Consider the following 24575-nt stretch of genomic DNA (forward strand, 5'->3'; position numbering starts at 1 on the left):
CGCGGGGGCTCGCTACTCTGGACGCCATGGACTACGTATCCGCGCTCGTGCCCCCCGTGGTGATGGCCGTCTTCTTCATCGGCCTGGTCGTGACGATCGTCAAGAGCCAGGGCGGCCCCAACAAGGCCAAGGAGGACGCGGCCGTGGACGCGGCGCTCAGCCGCGCCGACTCGGCGCAGCGGACCCCGCGGACCGAAGGGGCCTGACCGCCCCAGAAGCCGCGCACGGCGCGCATCCCGTACGAAGGGCGTACGGCTCCCGAGGAGCTGTACGCCCTTTTGTTGTGTATATAACTACGCATTCCAGACATATAGCACTAAGGTGACGCTGTGCCCCGTCAATTGGGAGAGCTGGAAGACGCCGTGATGACACGGGTCTGGGAATGGAACCGTCCGGTCACTGTGCGGGAAGTCCTGGAGGACCTTCAGCAGGAGCGGTCCATCGCCTACACGACCGTCATGACGGTAATGGACAATCTCCATCAGAAGGGCTGGGTCCGCCGCGAAGTGGAGGGCCGCGCATATCGATATACGGCCGTCTCGACCCGCGCCGCATACGCGGCCGCCCTGATGAACGAAGCCTGGTCGCGCAGCGACAACCCGGCGGCCGCGCTCGTCGCCTTCTTCGGGATGATGTCGGCCGAGCAGCGCGAGGCTCTGCGGGACGCGATGCGGATCGTTCTGCCCACTCTTCCCGAGGACGGGACGCCGCCGGCCGAAGCCGGGGAAGCCGGTGAAGCGGTCGATGACCCGGAGCCCGAGACCGGGCGATAGCGTCTACGTATGTCCTCAGAGCTTCCGCAAACCGATTTCCGCACCGTACCGTCTGCTATAAACGTGGCCATCACCGTCCGGCGCGCACGCACGAGCGATGTGCCCGCCGTCCGGCGTCTCCTCGACGGGTACGTGCGGGAAGGCATCCTCCTCGACAAAGCCACGGTGACGCTTTACGAGGACATCCAGGAGTTCTGGATCGCCGAACGCGACGAGGACGCCCGGGTCATCGGCTGCGGAGCACTGCACGTGATGTGGGAAGACCTCGCCGAAGTACGCACTCTCGCCGTCGATCACAGTCTCAAGGGCGTCGGAGTGGGGCATCAAGTACTGGACAAGTTGTTGCAGACCGCCCGCTGGCTCGGCGTCCGACGGGTTTTCTGCCTCACCTTCGAAGTCGACTTCTTCACGAAGCACGGCTTCGTGGAGATCGGAGAGACACCGGTCGACGGAGATGTCTACAGCGAGCTGCTGCGTTCCTATGACGAGGGAGTCGCGGAGTTCCTGGGTCTCGAACGAGTGAAGCCGAACACCTTGGGCAACAGCCGGATGCTTCTGCACCTGTGACCGCGGGAAGAAGGCGAGCCCTATGTCCGAATCGCGCATGTTTCCCGTCCACTTGAGCTGCTGAACCTCTCCCGAGGGTTTGTGTTTTCCGGGGAAAAGCGGTTTCCTTTCCGCGTACTCCATTTTCGATGAAAGGAAATCCGGTGGCACAGAAGGTTCAGGTCCTTCTTGTTGACGACCTCGACGGTGGCGAGGCGGACGAGACGGTGACGTTCGCGCTGGATGGCAAGACGTACGAGATCGACCTCACCACCAGCAACGCGGACAAGCTGCGTTCCCTTCTTGAGCCCTACGCCAAGAACGGCCGTCGCACGGGTGGCCGTGCGACGTCGGGTCGCGGCAAGGGCCGGGCGGTCTCCGGCGGCAACAAGGACACCGCCGAGATCCGTAAGTGGGCCCGCGAGAACGGCCACAGTGTGAATGACCGCGGCCGCGTTCCCGCGGAGATCCGTGAGGCCTACGAGAAGGCCAACGGCTGAGCGGCCGGGTCATCGGGGAACAGGCCCGCACGGGCCCGCGTCAGCCGAGCCCGGTGGCATTCCGTCGCCACGGCGTCCACGAGCCGGACGAGATCGGGAGCATCCCCACCCCTGCTCCCGAAGCCGGAGAAAGCCGGGAGAGCCGGCGCTTCGTCCTGTTCGAGCGATGACCTGGGGGGCCGCAGCCAGGAGGCGGCCCCCGGCGGCACCGGCCGGCCCGGCGGTGGCGGTGCGGTGATCCGCCCGCCCGCGCCCAGACCGCTCAGCGAGAGCGCGACCCCGCCCCACTCCAGCCAGTCGAGCAGCCCCGGCAGCTCCTCCGCGCTCCCCGGCGCCACCAGCAGGCTCATCCGCAGCCCCATGAGCGCCACCGGACCCGTCCGGCCCACCCGTCGCAGCGCCGCGTGACCGGCGGACGCGGGGACGACGAGCGCGTCGAACGCCAGCCCCGTCAGCAGCCGCACCGGTGAACCGCCCGCCGTGGCCCAGCCGAGCTCCTCCTCGTACCACCGGCCCCACCCGTCCCGCGGCTCCTTCCGGGCGCCGCCACCGGCTTCGGCGGAGGGCGGGAAGCGGGGCGGCGGGACAGTGAGGGCCATGCCGGAAGAACTCCCGATCCGCCCTTGGGGTTACGCAGAGTCCTTGTGCGAACGCATAGGGTGTCCGAGTTGGGGGCGTACGGGCGCATTCAGGAGTACGAAGATGTTCGCCCGTAGCGGAGGGAACCCGCGTACCCCGCATGGACTGTCTGTAATTGCGGGTAAGACATCCCTAGTGGGGAGGGGCGACACGCAAGCCATGGACGTCTCACGTTCGCCATCGGCGTACTGGCGACTGGGGTATCTGTCTGGCCTGCGGGAACATCGTCTCGCACCATCGGGTTGGAGCAGTTGTCGGCGTTCGGGGCGGGGATCCGCCAGGAAGCAAGGCCGGGTGTCGGCAGTTGAAATGAGCGGTCCCCGCTTGCGGGACTAAGCTGCGGAAGGACAGGGAGGGGACCGACCCCTTACTGCCTGACCGCTCTGAGGAGCGATTAACGATGTTCGAGAGGTTCACCGACCGCGCGCGGCGGGTTGTCGTCCTGGCTCAGGAAGAAGCCCGGATGCTCAACCACAACTACATCGGCACCGAGCACATCCTCCTGGGCCTGATCCATGAGGGTGAGGGTGTCGCCGCTAAGGCCCTGGAGAGCCTCGGGATTTCGCTCGAGGCGGTCCGCCAGCAGGTGGAGGAGATCATCGGTCAGGGCCAGCAGGCCCCGTCCGGCCACATCCCCTTCACGCCCCGAGCCAAGAAGGTCCTGGAGCTGTCGCTCCGCGAGGCCCTCCAGCTCGGCCACAACTACATCGGCACGGAGCACATCCTGCTCGGCCTCATCCGCGAGGGCGAGGGCGTCGCCGCCCAGGTCCTCGTGAAGCTGGGCGCCGACCTGAACCGGGTGCGCCAGCAGGTCATCCAGCTGCTGTCCGGCTACTCGGGCGGCAAGGAGGCGGCCACCGCCGGCGGCCCCGCGGAGGGCACGCCCTCCACGTCGCTGGTGCTCGACCAGTTCGGCCGCAACCTCACGCAGGCCGCTCGCGAATCCAAGCTCGACCCGGTCATCGGGCGCGAGAAGGAGATCGAGCGGGTCATGCAGGTGCTGTCCCGGCGCACGAAGAACAACCCGGTCCTCATCGGCGAGCCCGGCGTCGGCAAGACGGCGGTCGTCGAGGGCCTGGCGCAGGCCATCGTCAAGGGCGAGGTGCCCGAGACCCTCAAGGACAAGCACCTCTACACCCTGGACCTCGGCGCGCTGGTCGCCGGCTCCCGCTACCGCGGTGACTTCGAGGAGCGCCTGAAGAAGGTCCTCAAGGAGATCCGCACCCGCGGCGACATCATCCTGTTCATCGACGAGCTCCACACCCTGGTGGGTGCGGGTGCCGCCGAGGGCGCGATCGACGCCGCGAGCATCCTCAAGCCCATGCTGGCGCGCGGCGAGCTGCAGACCATCGGCGCCACCACGCTCGACGAGTACCGCAAGCACCTGGAGAAGGACGCCGCTCTCGAACGCCGCTTCCAGCCCATCCAGGTCGCGGAGCCGTCGCTGCCGCACACCATCGAGATCCTCAAGGGTCTGCGCGACCGCTACGAGGCCCACCACCGCGTGTCCATCACGGACGAGGCGCTGGTCCAGGCCGCGACGCTGGCCGACCGCTACATCTCGGACCGCTTCCTGCCGGACAAGGCGATCGACCTGATCGACGAGGCCGGTTCCCGGATGCGCATCCGCCGGATGACCGCGCCGCCGGACCTCCGCGAGTTCGACGAGAAGATCGCGGGCGTGCGCCGCGACAAGGAGTCGGCCATCGACTCCCAGGACTTCGAGAAGGCAGCCTCCCTCCGTGACAAGGAGAAGCAGCTGCTGGCGGCGAAGGCCAAGCGCGAGAAGGAGTGGAAGGCCGGCGACATGGACGTCGTGGCCGAGGTCGACGGCGAGCTGATCGCCGAGGTCCTCGCCACCGCCACCGGCATCCCGGTCTTCAAGCTGACGGAGGAGGAGTCCTCCCGCCTGCTGCGCATGGAGGACGAGCTCCACAAGCGCGTCATCGGGCAGAAGGACGCCATCAAGGCCCTCTCGCAGGCGATCCGCCGTACGCGGGCCGGTCTGAAGGACCCGAAGCGCCCCGGTGGCTCGTTCATCTTCGCGGGCCCGTCCGGTGTCGGTAAGACCGAGCTGTCCAAGACGCTCGCCGAGTTCCTCTTCGGTGACGAGGACGCGCTGATCTCCCTCGACATGTCGGAGTTCAGCGAGAAGCACACGGTCTCGCGTCTCTTCGGTTCGCCCCCCGGCTACGTGGGCTACGAGGAGGGCGGGCAGCTCACCGAGAAGGTGCGCCGCAAGCCGTTCTCCGTCGTCCTGTTCGACGAGGTCGAGAAGGCCCACCCCGACATCTTCAACTCCCTGCTCCAGATCCTGGAGGACGGTCGCCTGACCGACTCCCAGGGCCGGGTCGTGGACTTCAAGAACACGGTCATCATCATGACGACCAACCTCGGGACCCGGGACATCTCCAAGGGCTTCAACCTGGGCTTCGCCGCCCAGGGCGACGTGAAGACGAACTACGAGCGGATGAAGGTCAAGGTCAACGAAGAGCTCAAGCAGCACTTCCGGCCCGAGTTCCTCAACCGTGTCGACGACACGGTCGTCTTCCACCAGCTCAGCCAGGAAGACATCATCGAGATCGTCGACCTGATGGTCGCGAAGGTGGACGAGCGGCTCAAGGACCGTGACATGGGCATCGAGCTCAGCACGGAGGCCAAGAAGCTCCTCGCGAAGAAGGGCTACGACCCCGTGATGGGCGCCCGGCCGCTGCGCCGGACGATCCAGCGCGAGATCGAGGACATCCTCTCCGAGAAGATCCTCTTCGGTGAGCTGCGCCCCGGTCACATCGTGGTCGTCGGCAGCGAGGGCGAGGGTGAGGAGCAGAAGTTCACCTTCCGTGGCGAGGAGAAGTCGGCTCTGCCCGACGTTCCCCCGATCGAGCAGGCGGCAGGCGGCGCCGGCCCGAACATGACGAAGGAGGCGTGACAGGCGCGTCCTGCCCCTCCAGGCAGTAGCGTCCGAACGTCCGTAAGGGGCGGCCCCGACCGGTTTCGACCGGCCGGGGCCGCCCCTTTCGCGCTGCGGACACGGTGACAGGCGCGTCACAGGAACGTCCCGGTCGCGTTCGCTACGCGCGTTGGCCAAAATTCGCTGGTTAGTCTGGCCCCGCCTCGGGCGGCCTGCCCGGGTGGGTTTTTCGTTTGCAAACGAAGGCCCGAGTGATGAGCAGCGAGGGGGACGGGCACGCCATGGGCAGAGGCGATGTGTCACGCAGGCGGTTGATGAGGCTGGCCGGGGCCGGAGCGGGTCTGGCGCTGCTGGGGGCGGGCGCCGCGGCATGCGGGCCGGAGGACGAGCTGATCGACGGCGGTGACTCGGGCTCGAAGGAGCCCGGGGGCTCGACACCCGCACCGGGCGGGAAGCCGAAGCCCGCCTGGCAGCACGACACGGCGTTCGACGGACTGGCCTGGCAGTCCGCGCTGGCCGTGGTCGACAACGTGGTGCTCGTCTCCTGCGACCCGCTGGTGGCCCGTGATCTGACCACCGGCAAGGAGCTATGGTCCCGCGCCGAGGTCACCACCCCGGGCGCCAACATGCTGATCGGTGACGGGACGCTGTACCTGGCGAGCGCCCGGTACGACGGGAACATCATCGGGCTCGACCCCAAGACCGGCAAGGACACCTGGCGCAGCCGGCTGGGCGACAAGGAGTACTCGCAGCCCCGGCCCATCGCGGCGGACAAGAACCACGTCTACGTCGTCGCGGGAATCCTGGACAAGGACTTCAGGACCCCGGACAACGTGATCGCCGCCATCGACACCTCATCGGGCAAGGTGATCTGGCGCGAGCAGCGCGACCACGGCACCGAGCAGAACGGCATCACCGCGCGGGTGGCCGGCAACCGCCTCGCGTACACGGACTTCCGCGAGAACCTGACCGTGCGCGACACCGCGACCGGCCGCCAGGTCTGGACGAAGAAGATCGGCCGGTCCAACAACCGCGGCTTCGAGGTCCACGGCGGCCTCGCCATCCTCGCGAACGGCGAGCGGATGCGCGCCTACGACCTGGAGACCGGCGCGGAGCGCTGGTCCTTCGCGACCGAGAAGTACAGCCGGTTCAACGACCCGGCGGTCGTGGACGGGGTTCTGTACGTCTCCGACACCGTGCACGGCCTGTGGGCGGCCGACCCGGCGACCGGCAAGCGGCACTGGCACAACAAGGGGAGCCTCGACGTGGCGGCCCCGTGGCAGTTCGCCAAGGTGGGCGACGTCCTCTACGGGGCGACGGAGTTCGACAAGAACGGCGGCATCCACGCCTTCGACCCGGCCGACGGCGATCTGCGCTGGACCTACAACGACGGCACCGGCAACATCCAGCGCTGGTACCTGGCATCGGGCGGCAAGCAGCTGGTGGCGCTGCACGGCAAGAAGGTGACCGGGCTGCCCGTCGGATAGCCCCCGGTGCCGGGCCCGGAGCTGCCCTTCGGGTGGCTCCGGGCACCGGGCCGAAGGTCCCGAAACGGACGGCCTTCGGTCCCACCGCCGGTGACAAGGCGCACAGGGCTTTCGGGGCCTACTAGCCGCCTTAGGAGCATGGGGCCCGTCGCGTCGGGGGTCTTTCGACCCCGCGGCGGACGGGCCCTCGGCATGCGGAGGGCCATACGCCCGGACCATGGGGCTATGTCCGGTTGGGGCGGTTTGGAACTGGGCTTAAACCTGTTCCGGCGATGGCGTCCGAAGGCGTCCGGGACGGTGTTCCGCCGGGGTCCGGTGAGCGAATTCCCGGGGCTCCTTCTACGGCTTTTCTTCGTAGATGGGGTGTTTGAGCACCGGTGGGGGTGCGGGTTACCAAGGTATGGCCAGCCCGGCACGCCGCCGGGTCCAGTCATCACCGGAGGTTCTCTGCTTATGTCGAAGCGCGTTACGTTCCAGTCCCGCCGCCCGTCCGTGTCCCGTGTCCGTGGCGCCGTGGTGGCAGCCGGCCTGGGGACGTCGATGGTTCTCGGTGCGGGCGCTGCGTTCGCGGCCGGCACTGCGGACGCCCCCCAGGCCACGAACCTGACCACCGCCACCGCCGACTCGGTCGCCCAGCAGGCGGCCGCGCAGGGCAAGGCGGCGGCCAAGCACACGGCCGACAAGAAGGCCGAGGCGGCGAAGAAGAAGGCCGCGGCGAAGAAGAAGGCGGCCGCCAAGAAGAAGGCCGCCGCCAAGCGGGCCGCGAAGCTCGCCTGGGAGACCCCGGTCAGCCACTACAAGCTCAGCGCGAGCTTCGGCAACGACGGCAGCCGCTGGTCGCACAAGCACTCCGGCCAGGACTTCGCCGTGCCGATCGGCACCAAGGTCGAGGCCGCGCACACCGGCACCATCGTGAAGGCCGGCCCGAACGGCGGCGGCGACGGTCCCGCGTACGGCAACGCCATCGTGATCAAGCACGGCAACGGCACGTACTCGCAGTACGCGCACCTGTCGCAGATCGACGTGCACATCGGCCAGCACGTGAAGAAGGGCCAGAAGATCGCCCTGTCCGGCAACACCGGCAACTCCAGCGGCCCGCACCTGCACTTCGAGATCCGGACCACCGCGAACTACGGTTCGGCGGTCAACCCGGTCAACTTCCTGCACAAGGAGGGCATCACGGTCTGATCCGGCCGTGATACCGCCCCCGGCTACCGGGGGGCGTCCGGGTCGTGGGCCCGGGTGACCAGTTCGACGGCGACTTCGAGAGCGGCCTTGCGCTTCTCCTCGGGGTCGCCGTCGACGTCTTTCAGCGCGAGCATGCCGGCGTGCATGGTGAAGAGCGCGCTGAGGCACCGGACCTGGTCGGTGAGCGGTGCGTCCGGTTCCTTGATGAGGTCCACCAGGCCCAGCACCCGGTGCTTGATCGTCTCGCCGATGCTCAGGTCGCGTACCGTCGCCTGGTTCTCCTGCATGAAGCGGAAGAGCGGGGCGGAGCGGGCCAGTGCTTCGCTGTAGCGGCGGAGGATCTCCGTCTTCGTCTCCAGGGTGCGCGGCTGTGTCCTGCCCCAGATGATCAGGTCCTCGACCGGCTTGTTGAGGTCCTCGAAGATGCTGACGAGGATGTCTTCCTTCGTCTTGAAGTGGTAGTAGAGCGCCGCCTTGGTGACGTCCAGCTGCTCGGCGATCTCTCGCAGTGAGGTCTTCTCGTAGCCCTGCTGGGCGAAGAGCTCCAGGGCGACGTCCTGGATGCGCTGGCGGGTGTTGCCCCGACGTGGCTGAGACGTGCTGCCCATGGTGCTCTCCCAAGGAAACTTACTTGACGCCCGGCTAGTTGCGGGGTTACTTTCCCTCAGTGTAGTCAACTAGCCGGGCGGCAAGTAAGAGGCCCGGTGAGCAGGGGAACTGGGGAGTTGGGGAAGATGGCGGACCTGATCAGGACGGCGGACGGAAAGGCGGGCGGCCCACCGGCAGCCAAGGCGGAGAAACCGGAGCCGCCGCAGCGCAGCGTCCGGGTGGTGATCCTCGCCCTGATGATCGCCATGCTGCTGGCGATGCTCGACAACCTGATCGTCGGCACCGCGATGCCGACCATCGTCGGCGACCTCGGCGGCCTCGAACACCTCTCCTGGGTCGTCACCGCGTACACCCTGGCCACCGCTGCCTCCACCCCCATCTGGGGCAAGCTCGGCGACATGTACGGGCGCAAGAGCATCTTCCTCACGTCCATCGTGATCTTCCTGATCGGCTCGGTGCTCAGCGGAATGGCCCAGGACATGGGCCAGCTCATCGGCTTCCGGGCCATCCAGGGCCTCGGCGCCGGTGGCCTGATGGTCGGCGTCATGGCGATCATCGGTGACCTCGTACCGCCCCGCGAGCGCGGCAAGTACCAGGGCATGATGGCCGGTGTGATGGCCGTCGCCATGATCGGCGGACCGCTGGTCGGCGGGACCATCACCGACCACCTCGGCTGGCGCTGGAGCTTCTACATCAACCTGCCGCTCGGCGCGGTCGCCCTGATCATGATCACCACCGTGCTGCACCTGCCCAAGCGGGAGCGCACGAAGCGGAACGTCGACTACCTCGGCGCCGGGCTGCTGACCGTCGGCATCACCGCGATCGTGCTGGTCACCACCTGGGGCGGTTCCGAGTACGACTGGAACTCCGCGGTCATCATGGAGCTCATCGCGATCGGCGTCGCCGCGCTGGCCGGCTTCCTCTTCGTCGAGACGAAGGCCGCCGAGCCGATCATCCCGCTCCACATATTCCGCAACCTCAACTTCACGCTGATGTCCGTGGTCGGCTTCATGGCCGGCTTCGTGATGTTCGGCGCGGTGCTCTTCCTGCCGCTGTTCCAGCAGTCCGTCCAGGGCGCGTCCGCGACCAACTCCGGGCTCCTGCTCCTGCCCATGCTGCTGGCGATGATGATCGTCTCGCTCGTCGCGGGCCGGATCACCACCAGCACCGGCCGGTACAAGGTCTTCCCGATCCTCGGCTCGATCCTGATGGTGACCGGTCTCTTCCTGCTCGCGCAGATGGACACCTCCACCACCCGGTTCACCTCCGGGGTCTACATGGCCGTCCTCGGCGCGGGCATGGGCTTCCTCATGCAGATCACGATGCTCGTCGCGCAGAACAGCGTCGAGCTGAAGGACATGGGCGTCGCCTCGTCCTCCACCACCCTCTTCCGCACGCTCGGCAGCTCCTTCGGCGTCGCCATCATGGGCGCCCTGTTCACCGGACGGGTGAACGACGAGATGGCTGCACGCGGCGGCGCGGGTGCCACCGCACACGGCGCCCAGCTGGACGCGGCGAGCCTGGCCAAGCTGCCGGTACCGGTGCGTGAGGCGTACGAGTACGCGGTGGCCTCCGGCACCCACATCGCGTTCCTGGTGGGCGCGTCCGTCGGGCTGATCGCCCTGGTCGCGGCCCTCTTCGTCAAGGAGGTCCCGCTGCGGGGCGCCGGACCGGAGAAGCCCGCGCCCGCCGTCGCGGAGATCTGACCGGTCACCGGCACGGACACGCGCGAGGGCCCCGGGGCAGGCACCACACCCCGGGGCCCTCGCCCGTCCTCACCGGCCCGTCTGCGCGCCGCCGCCCCTGATCCTGCGGCCGGCGCCGCCCGGCTCCGGGGCGCGCTGCTCGGCGAACTGGAGCATCGGGTAGCTCCCGGTGTCGGTCGGCGCGTGCTCGGGCAGCCACAGCACCGCGACCGCCCCGCCACTTCCCTGGGCCGCGCCCTCGGGGGCGGCGTTGCGGAAGGTCAGCCGGGCCCCGAGCACCCGGGCCTGCCCGGCCGCGATCGTCAGCCCGAGACCGTGCCCGTGCCCGGCCCGGTCGGTGGACCCGGTACGGAACCGGCTCGGCCCCTCCCGCAGCAGCGCCGCCGGGAACCCGGGCCCGTGATCGCGGACCCGGACCACCCGGCCCTCGACCGTGACCTCGACCGGGGTGGAGCCGTGCTTGGCCGCGTTGCCCAGCAGATTGCCCAGGATGCGTTCGAGGCGGCGCGGATCGGTGCTGACCCACGAATCGTGGACCACCTGGACCCGCACCTGCGGGTCCAGCAGCGCCACCCGGCGGCTGACGAACTCGCCGAGCGCGACCTCCTGGAGCTCGGCCCGCTCCGACGCGCTGTCCAGCCGGGCCACCTCCAGCACGTCCTCGACCAGCGTGCGCATCGCCTGTGCCCGGTCCCGTACCAGCTCGGTCGGGCGGCCCGGCGGCAGCAGCTCGGCCGCGGTCAGCAGCCCGGTCACGGGGGTGCGCAGTTCGTGCGCGATGTCCGCGGTCACCCGGCGCTCGGCCTCGATCCGCTCGTTCAGCGCGTCGGTCAGCGCGTCCACCGCACCGGCCAGCTCATCGGTCTCGTCCCGCACGACGCCGCCGACCGCGTCCCTGACCCGTACGTCCGTGTTGCCCTGGGCGACCTTTCCGGCCGCGGTCGCCGCCTTGCGCAGCCGGCGCGAGAGCTGGCCGCCTATCAGCACGCCCAGCGCGGAGCCGCCGAGAACCACCGAGACCGAACCAATGATCAGGGCCCGGTCCAGATCGCCCATGATCGTGGTCGAGCGGTCGGCGAACCGGGTGTGCAGCGACAGCACGTTGCCGTTGCCCACCGGCACGGCCGCCCAGACGTCGGGCACCCCGCCGACGTTCTCGATGTGGGTGGCCCGCCGGTTGCGCCGGGTCTCCTGGCGCAGGCTCCTGGGCATCGTCGGATCGTTGAGCTTGGCCCCGAAACGGGGGTCGGCCTTCTTCGTCTTCTTCGCCTCGTACAGCAGCTGGGCGTAGGTCAGCCGCTCCAGCTGGACCTCGCGGGCGTTCTCCAGCATCGAGACCCGGGCGGCGTTGTGCACGACCAGGCTCAGCGCGACCGCGATCAGCGCGCCGACCGCGGCGATCGCGATGCTGATCTTCCAGCGGACCCCGGTCCGCAGGGCGGGGCGCCTCATGCCCGGAGCTTGTAGCCGAAGCCGCGGACCGTCTCGATCCGGTCCTGCCCGATCTTCGTACGCAGCCGCTGCACATGGACGTCCACGACCCGGGTGTCGCCGCCCCAGCCGTAGTCCCAGACCCGCTCCAGCAGCTTGTCGCGGGAGAGCACCGTGCCGGGCGCCGAGGAGAACTCCAGGAGCAGCCGCATCTCGGTCGGGGTGAGCGCCACCTGCTCGCCGCCCCTGTGGACCTCCATGCCCTCGGTGTCGACCTCCAGGTCACCGAAGACCAGCACCCCGCCCTCGGCCGCCGGCTCCGGGCCGCCGGACCGGCCGCCCGAGGCGTGGCCGAAGCGGCGCAGCACCGCCCTGATCCGGGCGACCAGGACCGCGCCGTCGAACGGCTTGGTGACGTAGTCGTCGGCGCCGGCCTCCAGGCCGAGCACCACGTCGATCGAGTCGGCCCGCGCCGACAGCATGATCACGGGCACCGTCGACTCGTCCCGGATGCGGCGGCAGAGGCTCACCCCGTCCAGACCGGGCACCATCACGTCGAGCAGGGCGATGTCGGGGCGGCCGGCCCGGAACGATTCGAGGCCGGTCAGCCCGTCGGGCACCGCGGTGACCGCGAAGCCGTCCCGCTCCAGCGCCAGCTGGGTGGCCTCGCGGATGACGTCGTCGTCCTCGACGAACAGGACATGGGTCTCGGCCATCGGAAAGCTCTCAGTTCTTCGTCGGTTCCGTGGGTGCGGGAAGGGCTTCGTCGCCGGTGCCCACGGCTCTGTTGAAGTCGTTGCGCACCCGGTCCTGCTCGCTGAACCGGCTGCTCGCCCAGTGGTACGTGACCACTTCCTCGCCCGAGGGATAGGCGACCGAGTCCTTCGTCCCGTACACCTGCGTCGTCACCACCAGGTCGCCCCGGTCGATGGTGCCGTAGACCGCGGGCTGCTCGACCTTGAAGACGTTCTCGTACGTGCCGTCGGCGCGCGGCCGGTAGACGTAGGTGCCGACCCCCACCGAATCGCCGCAGGTCATCACGTTCACCACGACATCGGACGACGGGCCGTCGGTGAGCGAGCCGTACGAGGTGTCCACCGGGTACTCGTCACCGGTGCAGGGCTTCAGGTCCATCCGGACCCGGCCGCTCACCTCCGGGTCCGCCTTGAGCAGCGCCACCGCGTCCACCCGCGGGGCCGGCCGCGCCGAGGAGTGCTCCGCCGGGCTCGGCGTGATCTGCGCGACCGGCTGGGTGCCCGCCGGGCCCTCGTCCCGGGTGCCGGTGCCCCCGGTGGAACAGGCGGCGACGAACAGCCCGAAGACGGCGAGCCCGGCCAGAGCCGTGGCGCCCGCCGCCCAGCCGGTCAGCAGCAGCCTGCCGGCGCCGCCTCCCGGGTCCTCGCCCGCTCTGCCGGTGACCGTGTCCTCGTCACCGCTGCCTGTCAGGCCGCGCACCGCTCCCGCCCCCGTTCTTCGGCGAGCCGGGTCTCCCGGCTCGCCGCTTCCCTGTTCTCCAGCTCCTGGCGCAGCCGCGCCAGCGCACGGTGCAGCGTGCTCTTCACCGTACCGGCCGACATGCCGAGCGCCGCCGCCGTCTCCTCCGTGCTCATCTGCTCCCAGTGTCGCAGCACGACGACGCTGCGCTGCTTGGGAGCGAGCACACCGAGGATGTCCATCAGCAGGGCGCGGTCGGCGCGCTGCTCGGTGCCGTCCTCGACACTCGCGTCGGGCAGCTGCTCGGTGGGGACCTCGTCCAGCTTGCGGGCCCGCCACCACTCGGTCCTGGTGTTGATCATGACGCGGCGCAGATAGGCGTCGGCGAGGGACTTGTCCTCGATGCGGTCCCAGCGGCCGTAGGTGCGGGCGAGGGCGGTCTGCAACAGGTCCTGGGCGTCCACCGGGTCGGGGACGAGCCGGCGCGCGCTGCGCAGCAGCGCCTCCTGCCGGGTCCGCACGTACTCCTCGAAGCCGAGCACCTCGCTCTGCGCCATCACAACCGCCTCCATCCCCGTGAAACCCCGTAGAACCGCTTCGTACCGCTGCCGGCCGCTGGTCATCGGCTGACGTCGCAGACGCTACGGAGTGGTTGTCACGGGGCTGTGCGGAGCAGCCGTAGGAGGGCGCACGGCTGGCCATCGGTTGTGTAACAGCGCGGGTGACAGCCCGGACAAAGGCCACGGGACGAACGCGAACGGGCCCGCCCGCCCCCGCGTTCGTCACGAGGGAGGGCGGGCCCGGTCCGTCAGGTCAGCGGCAGCCGGTACTGGCCGCCGGCCAGCGGCTCGACGAGGCCGTCGGCGACCAGCCCGTCCAGCGCGCGGGCCCGCTGCACCGGCTCGTCCCACACCGCGTCCAGCGCCGCCTGCCCCACCGGGCCGATCGCGTCGCGCAGCACCGCCAGGAGCCTGCCGCGCACCTGCCGGTCCGTTCCGGCGTAGGTCTGGCCACGACGCGGGGGCCCCTGGTGCGCGGGCTTCCCGGCGAGCCGCCAGGCGCACTGCTGCGCGATCGGGCAGCGCGTGCAGTCCTCGTTCTTCGCGGTGCAGACGAGGGCGCCGAGCTCCATCGTGGCCGCGGCCCAGCGGGCCGCCCGCTCGTCCTCGTCGGGCAGCAGCTCCCGGGCGAGCCGGCGCTCGGCGGCGGTGGTCGCGTTCGGCGGGTACTGGATGCCGGTCGCGGCCCGTGCGAAGACCCGGCGGACGTTGGTGTCGAGGACGGCGTGCCGCTGCCGGTAGGCGAACGAGGCCACGGCCGCGGCCGTGTACTCGCCGATACCGGGCAGGGCGAGGAGCTGGGCGTGCTCGCTCGGTACGTCGCCGCCGTGGCGTTCCGTTATCGCCTGGGCGGCCCCGTGCAGGCGCAGGGCGCGGCGGGGGTAGCCGAGCCGGCCCCAGGCGCGGACCGCCTCGCCGGGCGGCTCGGCCGCGAGGTCGGCGGGGCGCGGCCAGCGGGCCAGCCACTGCTCGTACACCGGGAGGACCCGGCTGACGGGGGTCTGCTGCAGCATGAACTCGCTCACCATCACGCCCCAGGCGCCCGCTTCGGGGCGGCGCCAGGGCAGATCGCGGGCGTGCTGGTCGAACCACCCGATGACAGGGGTGTGGAGGGAGGCGGGGGGCGTCTGTGTCGCAGTCGTGGCAGTCATCGCACCGTCGATCCTGACACGGAAGGGCGGAGAGGGGGCACGGGCACGGGGGTGTCATGGAGCGAACGAGCCCATGGAGTGATAACGCCACCCGTCCGTTCCCAGCTCCACGGCGTCCGCGTTCCGGCAAGTGGCCCCACGCGCCGCGAGCCGTTGCGGCAACTGGCCCATGGGCCGGTTCCGGCCGGCCCGGCGGCGCCGACCGCTCGTGACCGTCGCGTCACGAGCGGTGGTTTCGCGTCGCCCGGGAGGGCGAACAGGCCCTTGCGGGATGATGATCCGCAAAACTTGGGGATCAAGGCGGCGGGTGGGGCGGGAGTTGGGCCCGATCTCTCGTACAGTTTGCGCCGTGGGATCTCTGCGTAATCCGATCGGGCCGCTACCCTCCACCATCTACTGGCGACGGAGGGCGGTCGCGGCGGCGCTGGTCGTGCTGCTCGCGTTGCTGATCGCATGGGCCGTCACCTCCGGTGGTGGCAAGGGGAACCACGACGACTCCAAGGCGCCCGGCTCCGCTCCGGTCGACTCGATCACCCCCGGACCCTCCGGTTCCGGCCCGGCGATCAGCGAACAGCCCGGCGGACGCGACGAGTCGGAGGACTCCGGCGGCGGCGACGGCGCGGGTGACGGTGGCAGCGACGGTTCCGGGGACGGCAGTTCGGCCGGCGGCTCCGCCGGCAAGGGCAGCGGCTCCGCCGGCAAGGGCAGCGGCTCCGGCGGTGGCGACGACAACGGCGGCGGCCAGGACACCGGTTCGGGTTCGGCCTCCGGTTCGGGCGGTGGATCGGGCAGCGGCGCGGTCGCCGGACAGCAGGTCCCGGCCGACTCCCCGCTCCCCGACTGCAAGCCGGCCGCGCTCCAGCTGACCCTGAAGACCGAACTCAGCTACGGGCCCGACGAGAAGCCGAAGTTCCGGCTGCTGGCCACCAACACCTCGTCCACCGCCTGCAAGGCCGACTTCGGGCCGAAGAGCGCGGTGTTCACCATCACCGAGGCGGGCGGGGACGACGACGAGGTCTGGTCCTCGAAGGACTGCCCGCGCAAGCCGGGGGCCGTGCTGCTGAAGGTGCCGGCCGGCGCGACCGTCGTGCACACCGTGGAGTGGGACCGCGCGAAGAGCGCCCCCAAGTGCGCGACGCCGCCCGCGGGGAAGGCCGGGCCGGGTACGTATCTGGTGGAGGCCAAGGCGCCGGGCGAGCCCGTGCAGCGCGCCTCGTTCGTCCTCGCGAAGGACTGAGCCCGCAACCGGGAGCCTGCAACCTGGTACCGGAGCTTGGAACCCGGAACCGGAACCGGGAGCCAGCAACCGAGCTCGGAACCCGGAACCGGAGCCCGGAACCGGAGCCCGGAACCGGAGCCCGCGGACCGAGGGGCCTGCCGACGCCGACGCGTCCGGCAGGCCCTACACGTACCGTTCGAGGATCGACGACTCGGCCAGCCGGGACAGGCCCTCGCGCACGCTGCGCGCCCGTGCCTCGCCGACCCCGTCCACCGTCTGGAGGTCGTCCACGCTCGCCGCGAGCAGCTTCTGGAGGCCGCCGAAGTGCTCCACGAGCCGGTCGATGATCGCGCCGGGCAGCCGCGGGACCTTCGCCAGCAGCCGGAAGCCGCGCGGCGACACCGCCGAGTCCAGCGTCTCCGGCGAACCGCTGTAGCCCAGCGCCCTTGCCACGACCGCGAGTTCGAGCAGCTCGGTGTGGGTCAGCGAGTCCAGCTCGGTGAGCGCCTCCGCCACCGTCCGCGAACGCTTCGCCGTCGGCTCAGGCACGTAGTCGCGCACGACCAGCTCGCGCTCCGGCTCCACGCCCGCGATCAACTCGTCCAGCTGGAGCGAGAGGAGCCGGCCGTCGGTGCCCAGCTCCACCACGTACTCGGCGATCTCCGTCGCGATCCGCCGGACCATCTCCAGGCGCTGGGCGACCGCCGTCACGTCCCGGACGGTCACCAGGTCCTCGATCTCCAGCGCGGAGAGCGTCCCGGCGACCTCGTCCAGCCGCAGCTTGTACCGCTCCAGGGTCGCGAGGGCCTGGTTGGCGCGGGACAGGATCGCCGCCGACTCCTCCAGGACCCGGCGCTCCCCGTCCACGTACAGCGCGATCAGGCGCATCGACTGGGAGACCGAGACGACCGGGAAGTTGCACTGCTTGGAGACCCGGTCCGCCGTGCGGTGGCGGGTGCCCGTCTCCTCGGTGGGGATGGAGGCGTCCGGGACCAGCTGCACGCCGGCGCGCAGGATCTTGGTCATGTCCTTGTCGAGGATCAGCGCCCCGTCGAGCTTGGCCAGCTCGCGCAGCCGGGTCGCGGTGAACTCCACGTCCAGCACGAAGCCGCCGGTGCACATCGACTCGACGGTCTTGTCCATGCCGAGCACGATCAGACCGCCGGTGTTGCCGCGGAGAATGCGCTCCAGGCCGTCCCGCAGCGCCATTCCGGGCGCGACGGCGCTCAACGAGGCGCGCATGAGCGCCTCGTTACCGGTGGTTTGGCCGGACTTTCCGGGCGATGCTGCCCGGTCGCTGGCTGCCACTGCACTCCTCCGGTCACAGGTTTGCGGTGCCCTCGGGGCCTGTCGCTCGGAGCAGGCCGGATCCAATCGAAGGACCCTACGTCCCTCGTACCGTTCGTACGGGCGGGCGAGACCAGGGCAAAGTCTACCGGCGTGCGCCCTCCTCCCGGGGGGCCTGTGCACCGGACCGGCGCGGGAGGGCCCTGAGCGCGTCGCCCATGTTGGCCACTTCCGTGACCTTCATACCGGCCGGGACCTTGCCCGGATCGGTCGGGACCAGGGCGTGCGTGAAGCCCAGGCGGTGCGCCTCGGCCAGCCGCCGCTGGACCCCCGTGACCCGTCTGACCTCGCCCGCGAGGCCCACCTCGCCGATCGCCACCAGATTCTTGGGCAGCGGTGTGTCGCTCGCCGCGCTGGCCAGTGCCAGCGCGATGGCCAGGTCCGCGGCCGGCTCCGACAGCTTCACGCCGCCGACCGTCGCGCTGTAGATGTCCCGCTTGCCCAGCGAGCTGATCCGGCCGCGCTGCTCCAGGACGGCGAGCATCATCGACACCCGGGACGTTTCGAGGCCGGAGGTGGTGCGCCGGGGCGAGGGGATCTGGGAGTCGACCGTGAGCGCCTGGACCTCGGCGACCAGCGGGCGCTTGCCCTCCAGGGTCACGGTCAGGCAGGTGCCGGGGACCGGCTCGTCGCGGCGGGTGAGGAAGAGGCCGGAGGGGTCGGCGAGGCCCGTGATGCCCTCGTCGTGCAGCTCGAAGCAGCCGACCTCGTCCGTCGCCCCGTACCGGTTCTTGACGCCGCGCACCAGGCGCAGCCGGGCGTGGCGGTCGCCCTCGAAGGAGAGCACCACATCGACCAGGTGCTCCAGCAGCCGGGGCCCGGCGATGGCGCCGTCCTTGGTGACGTGGCCGACCAGCAGCGTCGACATCCCGCGCTCCTTGGAGGCCCGGATCAGCGCCCCGGCGACCTCGCGGACCTGCGCCATTCCGCCCGGCGCGCCGTCGATCTCGGGGGAGGCGACCGTCTGCACCGAGTCCAGGACGAGCAGCGAGGGCTTGACCGCGTCGAGGTGGCCCAGGACCGCCGACAGATCGGTCTCCGCCGCCAGGTAGAGGTGGTCGTTGATCGCCCGGATGCGGTCGGCCCGCAACCGGACCTGGCTCGCGGACTCCTCCGCCGTGACGTACAGCGTGCGGTGGTCCTCGCTCGCCGCCTTGGCCGCGACGTCGAGCAGCAGCGTGGACTTGCCGACGCCCGGCTCGCCCGCGAGCAGCACGACGGCACCCGGCACCAGACCGCCGCCCAGCACCCGGTCCAGCTCGCCGACGCCGGTGGAGCGCGCGGTGGCCTGCCGGCTGTCGACCTGGCCGATGGGCAGCGCGGCGGTGGAGACGCGGCCCGCCGCGGTGGTCCGCACGGCGGGGGCGCCGCCGAACTCCTCGACCGTCCCCCACGCCTGGCACTCGGGGCAGCGCCCGAGCCACTTCGCGGTGGTCCAGCCGCATTCGGTGCAGCGGTAGGACGGCCGGTCCTTCGCGGATTTCGTACGGGCAGCCATGGCGCCACCGTATAGGTGGGGTCGGACAGTGCTGCCGGGCGCGTGCGGCGGGACGGTGCCGACGGGGGCGGAGGTAGAGATTCCGATCCCTCGCCGCGTCCCTTATCACGTCATACGTTCACCCGTAAGGGTTAAATCCACGCAAGGAGTACGAGGGGTCCGCCCCGCTCTGCCTACGGTCGCAAGGTGACGAGCAGCAGGCTGGAGACCCCGACGAGCACCCCCGCGCACCACCCCGGCGCACACCGGGGACAGCATCGCGCGCCCCACTCCTCGCCGAAGCAGCCGCCCGCCCGGTACGAGCCGCATCTCGACGGCCTGTTCACCTACTGCCTCTCCGTCCTCTGCGACCACGACGCCGCCACCGAGGCGCTGGGCGGTGTCCTGGCCCTCGCCGAGCGCCAGGGCGGCCGCTGTCCGGCCGACGAGGAGGAACGTAAAACCTGGCTGTACGCCCTGGCCAGGTGGACGTGTCTGCGCCGGCTCACCGAGCAGCGCCAGGGCCGCCGCGCCCACCGCCGCCCCGAGAGCCGGCCGCACCGCCGGCCCGCCGACGAGGACCGCCACCCGGCCGCACCGCAGGCCCGCACGCTCCGGCGCACGCCCCACAGCACCCAGCCCCCGACCGCCGCCGCGAAGCCCCCAGCCCCAGCCCCAGCCCCCGCCTCCGGCGAGCCCGAGACGCCCGCCGCCGCCGAGGCGCACCGCCGGGAGCTGGCGCAGCTGGCCTGGCCCGAGGCGGCGGGCACCACCCCGGAGCAGCGCGAGGCGCTGGAGCTGGCCGTACGGCACGGGCTGCCGCCGCGCGCGGTCGCCGCCGTCCTCGGGCTCGACCCCGCGAGCGCCCGGGAGCTGCTGGCCGGGGCCGCCTGCGAGGTGGAGCGCACCCGGGCCGCCCTGGCCGTCGTGGAGTCGGGCAACTGCCCCACGGCCGGCCGGCTCACCGGCGACCACCGCGCGCTGCTCTCCGCCGCCCTGCGCCGCGAGCTGGTACGGCATGTGGACGACTGCCCGCGCTGCCGCCGGGCCGCCGAGCGGGCCGGTGCCGAGGGGCCCTGGCCCGGGAAAACCGTTACGCCCGCCGCCGTTCTCGCGGTCGTCGAGGCCCCGCGCCCCTCCGCGTACGTCGCCATGCTGCACGCGCTGAAGCATCAGAAGAATCGGTCCGCCACTCCGCGTTTCGACCGGACGGGCTTCCCGATGGACCCGAAGGACCACGCCGCGCGCCGGGACCGGCTGCGCTCCCGGGTCATGACGACGACGGTCGTCGTCACGGTCGTCGCCGCCCCGGTCATCGCGCTGTGGTCGGCCTACCGGGGCGCGCCGCTCATCGGTGAGGGGCGCGACGGCTCGGCGGTCAGCGCCGCCGACGGGGACACGGGCGTCCCGCAGGGCCCGTACGCCCCCGAGAACGCGGGCAACGCCAGCCCCGACTCCGGCTCCCGCTTCATGGAGCGCGGGAACTCCCCGGACGTCTCGGCCGAGATCATCGGCACCGGCACGGACCCGGGCCGGGACACCGCCGGGCACGGCGGCCGGCTCACCGTCGGGGCCCGTACCTCCGGCTCCACGACCCTGATCACCCTGACCGCGTCGAAAGCGGGCCCGGTCTCCTGGTCGGCGGCCACCGGGCAGTCCTGGGTGCGGCTGAGCCGTACGTCCGGGAAGCTCGCCGCCGGTGACAGCGTCACCGTCCGCGCCCTCGTGGACCACGCCCGTGAGCCCGCGGGCCCCTGGACCGCCCGCATCACCCTCGCCCCCTCGGGCGCGGTCGTCGCCATGCACGGTTACGGGGCCAAGGCGCCGTCCCCCGGGGCCTCGCCGCGCCCCGGCCACCCGGGTAGCCTCCACCCGCGCCCGCCGGTCCCGTCCGAGCCGCCGCCGTCCTCGCCGGACCCCTCCGAGCCGGCGCCCGACCCGACGGACCCCACCCCGACCCCGACAGACCCGGCCGAACCGAGCCCCCTCCCGACCGGTTCCTCCGGGCCGCCCGCACCGCCGAAGGGCCCGAGCACCCCGCCCCGCGCCAACTGAGCCGGCCGGGCCGGGAGGCCGCGCGGGGCACCGGCCCTCCCACGCCGGGCTGGGCCGGCAGGTCCTACGCGGGGTCCGCCGGATGCGGGGCCATCGGCAGCAGCGCGGAGAGCCGCTGCTCGCACAGCTCGGTCAGCCGCTCGTACCCCTCCTTGCCCATCAGCTCGATCAGCTCGGGCCGGTACGACACGTACACCGGCTCGCCGGCCCCGTGCGCCGAGGTCGCGGAGGTGCACCACCAGTGCAGGTCGTGGCCGCCGGGACCCCAGCCCCGCCGGTCGTACTCGCCGATCGACACCTGGAGCACGCGCGTGTCGTCGGGCCGGTCGATCCACTCGTACGTACGCCGCACCGGCAGCTGCCAGCACACGTCCGGCTTGGTCTCCAGCGGCTCCTTGCCCTCCCGCAGCGCCAGGATGTGCAGCGAGCAGCCGGCGCCCGCCGGGAAGCCGGGGCGGTTCTGGAAGATGCAGGAGCCCTGCCAGCGCCGCGTCTGACGGTCCCCGTCCTCGTCGGTCTGCGTCCAGCCCGACTCCGTACCCACGTCGTGGAACTGCCACAGGTCGGGTGTGAGCCGCGCGACATGGCCGGCGACGCGCTTCTCGTCGTCCTCGTCCGAGAAATGGGCGCCCAGCGTGCAGCAGCCGTCGTCCGCGCGGCCCGCCTGGATGCCCTGGCAGCCGCTGCCGAAGATGCAGCTCCACCGGGACGTCAGCCAGGTCAGGTCGCAGCGGAAGACCTGTTCGTCGTCGGCGGGGTCGGGGAACTCCACCCAGGCGCGGGCGAAGTCGGGACCCGTCTCGTCGGACGGATCGGGCTCCGCCGTCGCCGGGGCCCGCATCTCCAGCTTCTCCGCGTGCTTGATATCCGGCTCGGTGTCCTGCTTCTTCGTGGCTTTGCCCGGCTTCGCCTTTTTCGTCTTTGGCACGCGCCCAGAGTACGGCGGCCCCGCAGTAGCGTTCCCCGCATGAGACTCGGAGTCCTCGACGTGGGGTCGAACACGGTTCATCTGCTGGTGGTGGACGCACACCCCGGAGCCCGCCCGCTGCCCGCGCACTCGCACAAGGCGGAGCTGCGGCTCGCCGAACTCCTCGACCGGGACGGGGCGATCGGCCCGCTCGGCGTCGACCGCCTGGTCGGTACGATCGCCGGCGCGCTCGACGCCGCCGAGGACAAGGGCTGCGAGGACGTCCTCGCCTTCGCCACCTCGGCCGTACGGGAGGCGAGCAACGCCGACCAGGTGCTGGCGCGGGTACGGGACGAGACGGGCGTCGACCTCGCGGTCCTCAGCGGTACGGAGGAGGCCCGGCTGACCTTCCTCGCCGCGCGCCGCTGGTACGGCTGGTCGGCGGGCAAGCTGCTGGTCCTGGACATCGGCGGCGGCTCGCTGGAGATCGCGTACGGCATGGACGAGGAACCGGCCGCCGCCGTGTCGCTGCCGCTCGGTGCCGGGCGCCTGACCGCGGGCTGGCTGCGGGGCGACCCGCCGGACCCGGCCGAGGTGAAGGCGCTGCGCCGGCATGTGCGGGCGCGGATAGCCCGCAGCGTCGGCGACTTCACCCGCATCGGCCGCCCGGACCACGTGGTGGCCACCTCCAAGACGTTCAAGCAGCTCGCCAGGATCGCGGGCGCGGTCCGCTCCGGCGACGGCCAGGACGTGCAGCGCAGCCTCAGCCGCAAGGCCCTGGAGGAGTGGGTGCCGAAGCTGGCCGCGATGACGGTCGAGGACCGCACGCACCTCCCCGGCGTCTCCGAGGGCCGCGCCGCGCAGCTGCTGGCCGGGGCGCTGGTCGCGGAGGGCGCGATGGACCTGCTCGACGTGGACGAGCTGGAGATCTGCCCCTGGGCGCTGCGCGAGGGCGTGATCCTGCGCCGCCTGGACCACCTGCCGCCGGAGAAGGACGCGGCCCTGGCCTGACGGCCGGGGGCCGGCCCCCATGGCCCTTCTCACTTTCCGCCGCAGTCCCTCGGCGGGGCGCACGGCTGCCCGTACGCTGTCTGCGTGGCAGAACCAGTGGTGCGCGTCCCGGATGCGAAGGTCGCCCTGTCGACGGCCTCGGTCTATCCGGAGTCGACGGCGACGGCCTTCGAGATCGCCGCGCGCCTGGGGTACGACGGTGTCGAGGTCATGGTCTGGACCGACCCGGTCAGCCAGGACATCGAGGCCCTGCGCCGGCTCTCCGACTACCACCAGGTGCCGATACTCGCCGTGCACGCGCCCTGTCTGCTGATCACCCAGCGGGTCTGGTCCACCGATCCGTGGGTCAAGCTCCGGCGGGCGCGCGCCGCCGCCGAGAAGCTCGGCGCGTCGACGGTCGTCGTCCACCCCCCGTTCCGCTGGCAGCGCGGCTACGCCCGCGACTTCGTCACGGGGATCTGGCGGATGGCGGAGGAGACGGACGTACGGTTCGCGGTCGAGAACATGTACCCGTGGCGCTACCGGGACCGCGAGATGCTCGCGTACGCCCCCGACTGGGACGTCACCAACGACGACTACCGCCACTTCACCGTCGACCTGTCGCACACCGCGACCGCGCGCACGGACGGTCTGGCCATGGTCGACCGGATGGGCGACCGGCTCGCCCATGTCCACCTCGCCGACGGCAAGGGCTCCGGCAAGGACGAGCACCTGGTGCCCGGCCGGGGCGACCAGCCCTGCGCCGAACTGCTGGAGCGGCTGGCCCGTACCGGCTTCGACGGCCACATCGTCATCGAGGTCAACACGCGCCGCGCGATGTCCACCGCCGAACGCGAGTCCGACCTCGCCGAGGCGCTCGCCTTCACCCGTCTGCACCTGGCCTCCGCGTCCACCGAGCGCGCCCCGCGCTCATGACCCCGGACGCGCCGGGCCCCAAGCGCCGGGGCCGCCCCGCCCGCGCCGCGTCGGACACCGGCCCGGACGCGCGCAGCCGCATCCTGGAGGCCGCCCGCACGGAGTTCGCCGAGCGCGGGTACGACAAGACCTCGGTCCGGGGCATCGCCCGCGCGGCCGGCGTCGACTCCGCGCTGGTCCACCACTACTTCGGTACGAAGGACGAGGTCTTCGCCGCCGCGATCGAGCTCTCCTTCGAGCCCGCCCTGCTCGTCCCGGCCGTCCTCGAAGGCGACACCGATGACGTGGGCGAACGCCTCGCCCGCGCCTTCATCGGCATCTGGGAGAACCCGACGACCCGGGCCCCCCTCCTCGCGGTCCTCCGCTCCGCCCTCACCCACGAGGCCGCCGCGAAGGTCCTCCGGGGCTTCGTACTGCGCCGCCTGCTGGAGCGCGTGGCGGCGGGCCTGGACGTCCCGGACGCGACGTTCCGGGCGGAGCTGGCGGCGTCGCACATGGTGGGGATCGCCATACTGCGGTACGTGCTGAGGGCGGAGCCGTTGGCGTCCGCGCCGCCGGAGAAGATCGTCGCGATGGTGGCCCCCACGCTCCAGCGGTATCTGGCGGAGCCGTCCGCGTAAGCCCGCGGCACCGCCGTCGGGGGCGGAGTCTCCCAAAACCCAGCCCGTCCGGCGCTTGAGGAGCGGGGCCCGAGGCGCGGAGCCCCAGA

General features: G+C 71.4%; 23 protein-coding genes. 13 read left to right on the plus strand and 10 right to left on the minus strand.

Annotated elements, in window-relative coordinates:
• Positions 1-26: 26 nt before the first annotated feature.
• The 4 genes from B082_RS0107680 (at position 27) to B082_RS0107695 (ending at position 1819) form a co-directional block, all read left to right on the plus strand.
• Positions 27-206 carry a hypothetical protein gene (locus B082_RS0107680; RefSeq protein ID WP_018551230.1) on the plus strand — a complete coding sequence of 60 codons (180 nt, stop codon included), beginning with the start codon at positions 27-29 and terminating at the stop codon, positions 204-206.
• Between the two features lie 123 nt (positions 207-329).
• Positions 330-773 (plus strand): BlaI/MecI/CopY family transcriptional regulator, encoded by a 444-nt coding sequence (locus B082_RS0107685; RefSeq protein ID WP_026249534.1) that lies wholly within the window; start codon positions 330-332, stop codon positions 771-773.
• A gap of 9 nt (positions 774-782) precedes the next feature.
• Positions 783-1340 (plus strand): amino-acid N-acetyltransferase, encoded by a 558-nt coding sequence (locus tag B082_RS0107690; protein WP_078622518.1) that lies wholly within the window; start codon positions 783-785, stop codon positions 1338-1340.
• 143 nt (positions 1341-1483) lie between these two features.
• Positions 1484-1819: a histone-like nucleoid-structuring protein Lsr2 gene (locus tag B082_RS0107695; RefSeq protein WP_018551233.1), complete on the plus strand. Its 336-nt coding sequence runs from the start codon at positions 1484-1486 to the stop codon at positions 1817-1819.
• On the opposite strand, the gene B082_RS0107700 is transcribed toward B082_RS0107695, so the two are convergent.
• Positions 1798-2418: an SCO3374 family protein gene (locus B082_RS0107700; RefSeq protein WP_018551234.1), complete on the minus strand. Its 621-nt coding sequence runs from the start codon at positions 2416-2418 to the stop codon at positions 1798-1800. The two genes, B082_RS0107695 and B082_RS0107700, sit on opposite strands and share 22 nt — an antisense overlap.
• Positions 2419-2858: 440 nt before the next feature.
• Between B082_RS0107700 and B082_RS0107705 the strand changes: the two genes are divergently transcribed.
• The 3 genes from B082_RS0107705 (at position 2859) to B082_RS0107715 (ending at position 8044) form a co-directional block, all read left to right on the plus strand.
• Positions 2859-5387 (plus strand): ATP-dependent Clp protease ATP-binding subunit, encoded by a 2529-nt coding sequence (locus B082_RS0107705; RefSeq protein ID WP_018551235.1) that lies wholly within the window; start codon positions 2859-2861, stop codon positions 5385-5387.
• A 236-nt stretch (positions 5388-5623) separates the two neighbouring features.
• Entirely contained in the window at positions 5624-6856 is a 1233-nt protein-coding gene (locus B082_RS0107710) for a PQQ-binding-like beta-propeller repeat protein (protein ID WP_037709641.1), read from the plus strand.
• Between the two features lie 453 nt (positions 6857-7309).
• Positions 7310-8044 carry a M23 family metallopeptidase gene (locus tag B082_RS0107715; RefSeq protein WP_018551237.1) on the plus strand — a complete coding sequence of 245 codons (735 nt, stop codon included), beginning with the start codon at positions 7310-7312 and terminating at the stop codon, positions 8042-8044.
• Between the two features lie 23 nt (positions 8045-8067).
• Here the strand turns inward: B082_RS0107715 and B082_RS0107720 are convergent, their stop codons facing one another.
• The gene (locus tag B082_RS0107720) at positions 8068-8652 is read right to left on the minus strand and encodes a TetR/AcrR family transcriptional regulator (protein WP_018551238.1); all 585 of its coding nucleotides are present in this window, start codon (positions 8650-8652) and stop codon (positions 8068-8070) included.
• Positions 8653-8778: 126 nt separating this feature from the next.
• On the opposite strand from B082_RS0107720, the gene B082_RS0107725 reads away from it, so the two are divergent.
• Positions 8779-10359, plus strand: coding sequence for an MDR family MFS transporter (locus tag B082_RS0107725; protein WP_018551239.1), 1581 nt, complete (start codon positions 8779-8781; stop codon positions 10357-10359).
• Positions 10360-10428: 69 nt separating this feature from the next.
• Here the strand turns inward: B082_RS0107725 and cseC are convergent, their stop codons facing one another.
• The 5 genes from cseC to B082_RS0107750 all read right to left on the minus strand — a co-directional run bounded on the left by cseC (position 10429) and on the right by B082_RS0107750 (position 14935).
• Positions 10429-11811, minus strand: a complete 1383-nt coding sequence (gene cseC / locus B082_RS0107730; RefSeq protein WP_018551240.1) for a two-component system sensor histidine kinase CseC — start codon at positions 11809-11811, stop codon at positions 10429-10431.
• Positions 11808-12506, minus strand: coding sequence for a two-component system response regulator CseB (gene cseB, locus B082_RS0107735; RefSeq protein ID WP_018551241.1), 699 nt, complete (start codon positions 12504-12506; stop codon positions 11808-11810). Before cseB ends, cseC begins: the two co-directional genes overlap by 4 nt.
• 10 nt (positions 12507-12516) lie before the next feature.
• Positions 12517-13245, minus strand: a complete 729-nt coding sequence (locus B082_RS0107740) for a hypothetical protein (protein WP_018551242.1) — start codon at positions 13243-13245, stop codon at positions 12517-12519.
• Positions 13233-13781, minus strand: coding sequence for a SigE family RNA polymerase sigma factor (locus B082_RS0107745; RefSeq protein WP_018551243.1), 549 nt, complete (start codon positions 13779-13781; stop codon positions 13233-13235). Before B082_RS0107745 ends, B082_RS0107740 begins: the two co-directional genes overlap by 13 nt.
• A 251-nt stretch (positions 13782-14032) precedes the next feature.
• On the minus strand, positions 14033-14935 hold the full coding sequence (locus B082_RS0107750; protein WP_018551244.1) for an A/G-specific adenine glycosylase: 903 nt from the start codon (positions 14933-14935) through the stop codon (positions 14033-14035).
• 430 nt (positions 14936-15365) lie between these two features.
• Here B082_RS0107750 and B082_RS0107755 point away from each other — a divergent pair, with 430 nt between their 5' ends.
• Positions 15366-16172 (plus strand): hypothetical protein, encoded by an 807-nt coding sequence (locus B082_RS0107755; protein WP_018551245.1) that lies wholly within the window; start codon positions 15366-15368, stop codon positions 16170-16172.
• Between the two features lie 165 nt (positions 16173-16337).
• On the opposite strand, the gene disA is transcribed toward B082_RS0107755, so the two are convergent.
• Together disA and radA are read right to left on the minus strand one after the other, a co-directional pair.
• Complete coding sequence (gene disA / locus B082_RS0107760; RefSeq protein ID WP_026249536.1) at positions 16338-17462, minus strand: DNA integrity scanning diadenylate cyclase DisA; 1125 nt, start codon at positions 17460-17462, stop codon at positions 16338-16340.
• Positions 17463-17586: 124 nt separating this feature from the next.
• Positions 17587-18999, minus strand: a complete 1413-nt coding sequence (gene radA / locus B082_RS0107765) for a DNA repair protein RadA (protein ID WP_018551247.1) — start codon at positions 18997-18999, stop codon at positions 17587-17589.
• A gap of 186 nt (positions 19000-19185) precedes the next feature.
• On the opposite strand from radA, the gene B082_RS0107770 reads away from it, so the two are divergent.
• Complete coding sequence (locus B082_RS0107770; RefSeq protein WP_018551248.1) at positions 19186-21033, plus strand: RNA polymerase sigma factor; 1848 nt, start codon at positions 19186-19188, stop codon at positions 21031-21033.
• Between the two features lie 64 nt (positions 21034-21097).
• Here the strand turns inward: B082_RS0107770 and B082_RS0107775 are convergent, their stop codons facing one another.
• A complete protein-coding gene (locus tag B082_RS0107775; RefSeq protein ID WP_018551249.1) occupies positions 21098-21961 on the minus strand; it encodes a hypothetical protein in 864 nt (287 codons plus the stop codon).
• Positions 21962-22000: 39 nt separating this feature from the next.
• Between B082_RS0107775 and B082_RS0107780 the strand changes: the two genes are divergently transcribed.
• The 3 genes from B082_RS0107780 (at position 22001) to B082_RS0107790 (ending at position 24486) form a co-directional block, all read left to right on the plus strand.
• Positions 22001-22951 carry a Ppx/GppA phosphatase family protein gene (locus B082_RS0107780; protein ID WP_026249537.1) on the plus strand — a complete coding sequence of 317 codons (951 nt, stop codon included), beginning with the start codon at positions 22001-22003 and terminating at the stop codon, positions 22949-22951.
• Positions 22952-23047: 96 nt separating this feature from the next.
• Positions 23048-23866 carry a sugar phosphate isomerase/epimerase family protein gene (locus B082_RS0107785; RefSeq protein WP_037709643.1) on the plus strand — a complete coding sequence of 273 codons (819 nt, stop codon included), beginning with the start codon at positions 23048-23050 and terminating at the stop codon, positions 23864-23866.
• A complete protein-coding gene (locus tag B082_RS0107790; protein WP_018551252.1) occupies positions 23863-24486 on the plus strand; it encodes a TetR family transcriptional regulator in 624 nt (207 codons plus the stop codon). The genes B082_RS0107785 and B082_RS0107790 overlap by 4 nt, the downstream gene beginning before the upstream one ends.
• The last annotated feature ends 89 nt before the right edge of the window (positions 24487-24575 follow it).

The sequence above is a fragment of the Streptomyces sp. ATexAB-D23 genome (assembly GCF_000373645.1).
GTDB classification, from domain to species: Bacteria; Actinomycetota; Actinomycetes; order Streptomycetales; family Streptomycetaceae; genus Streptomyces; species Streptomyces castrisilvae.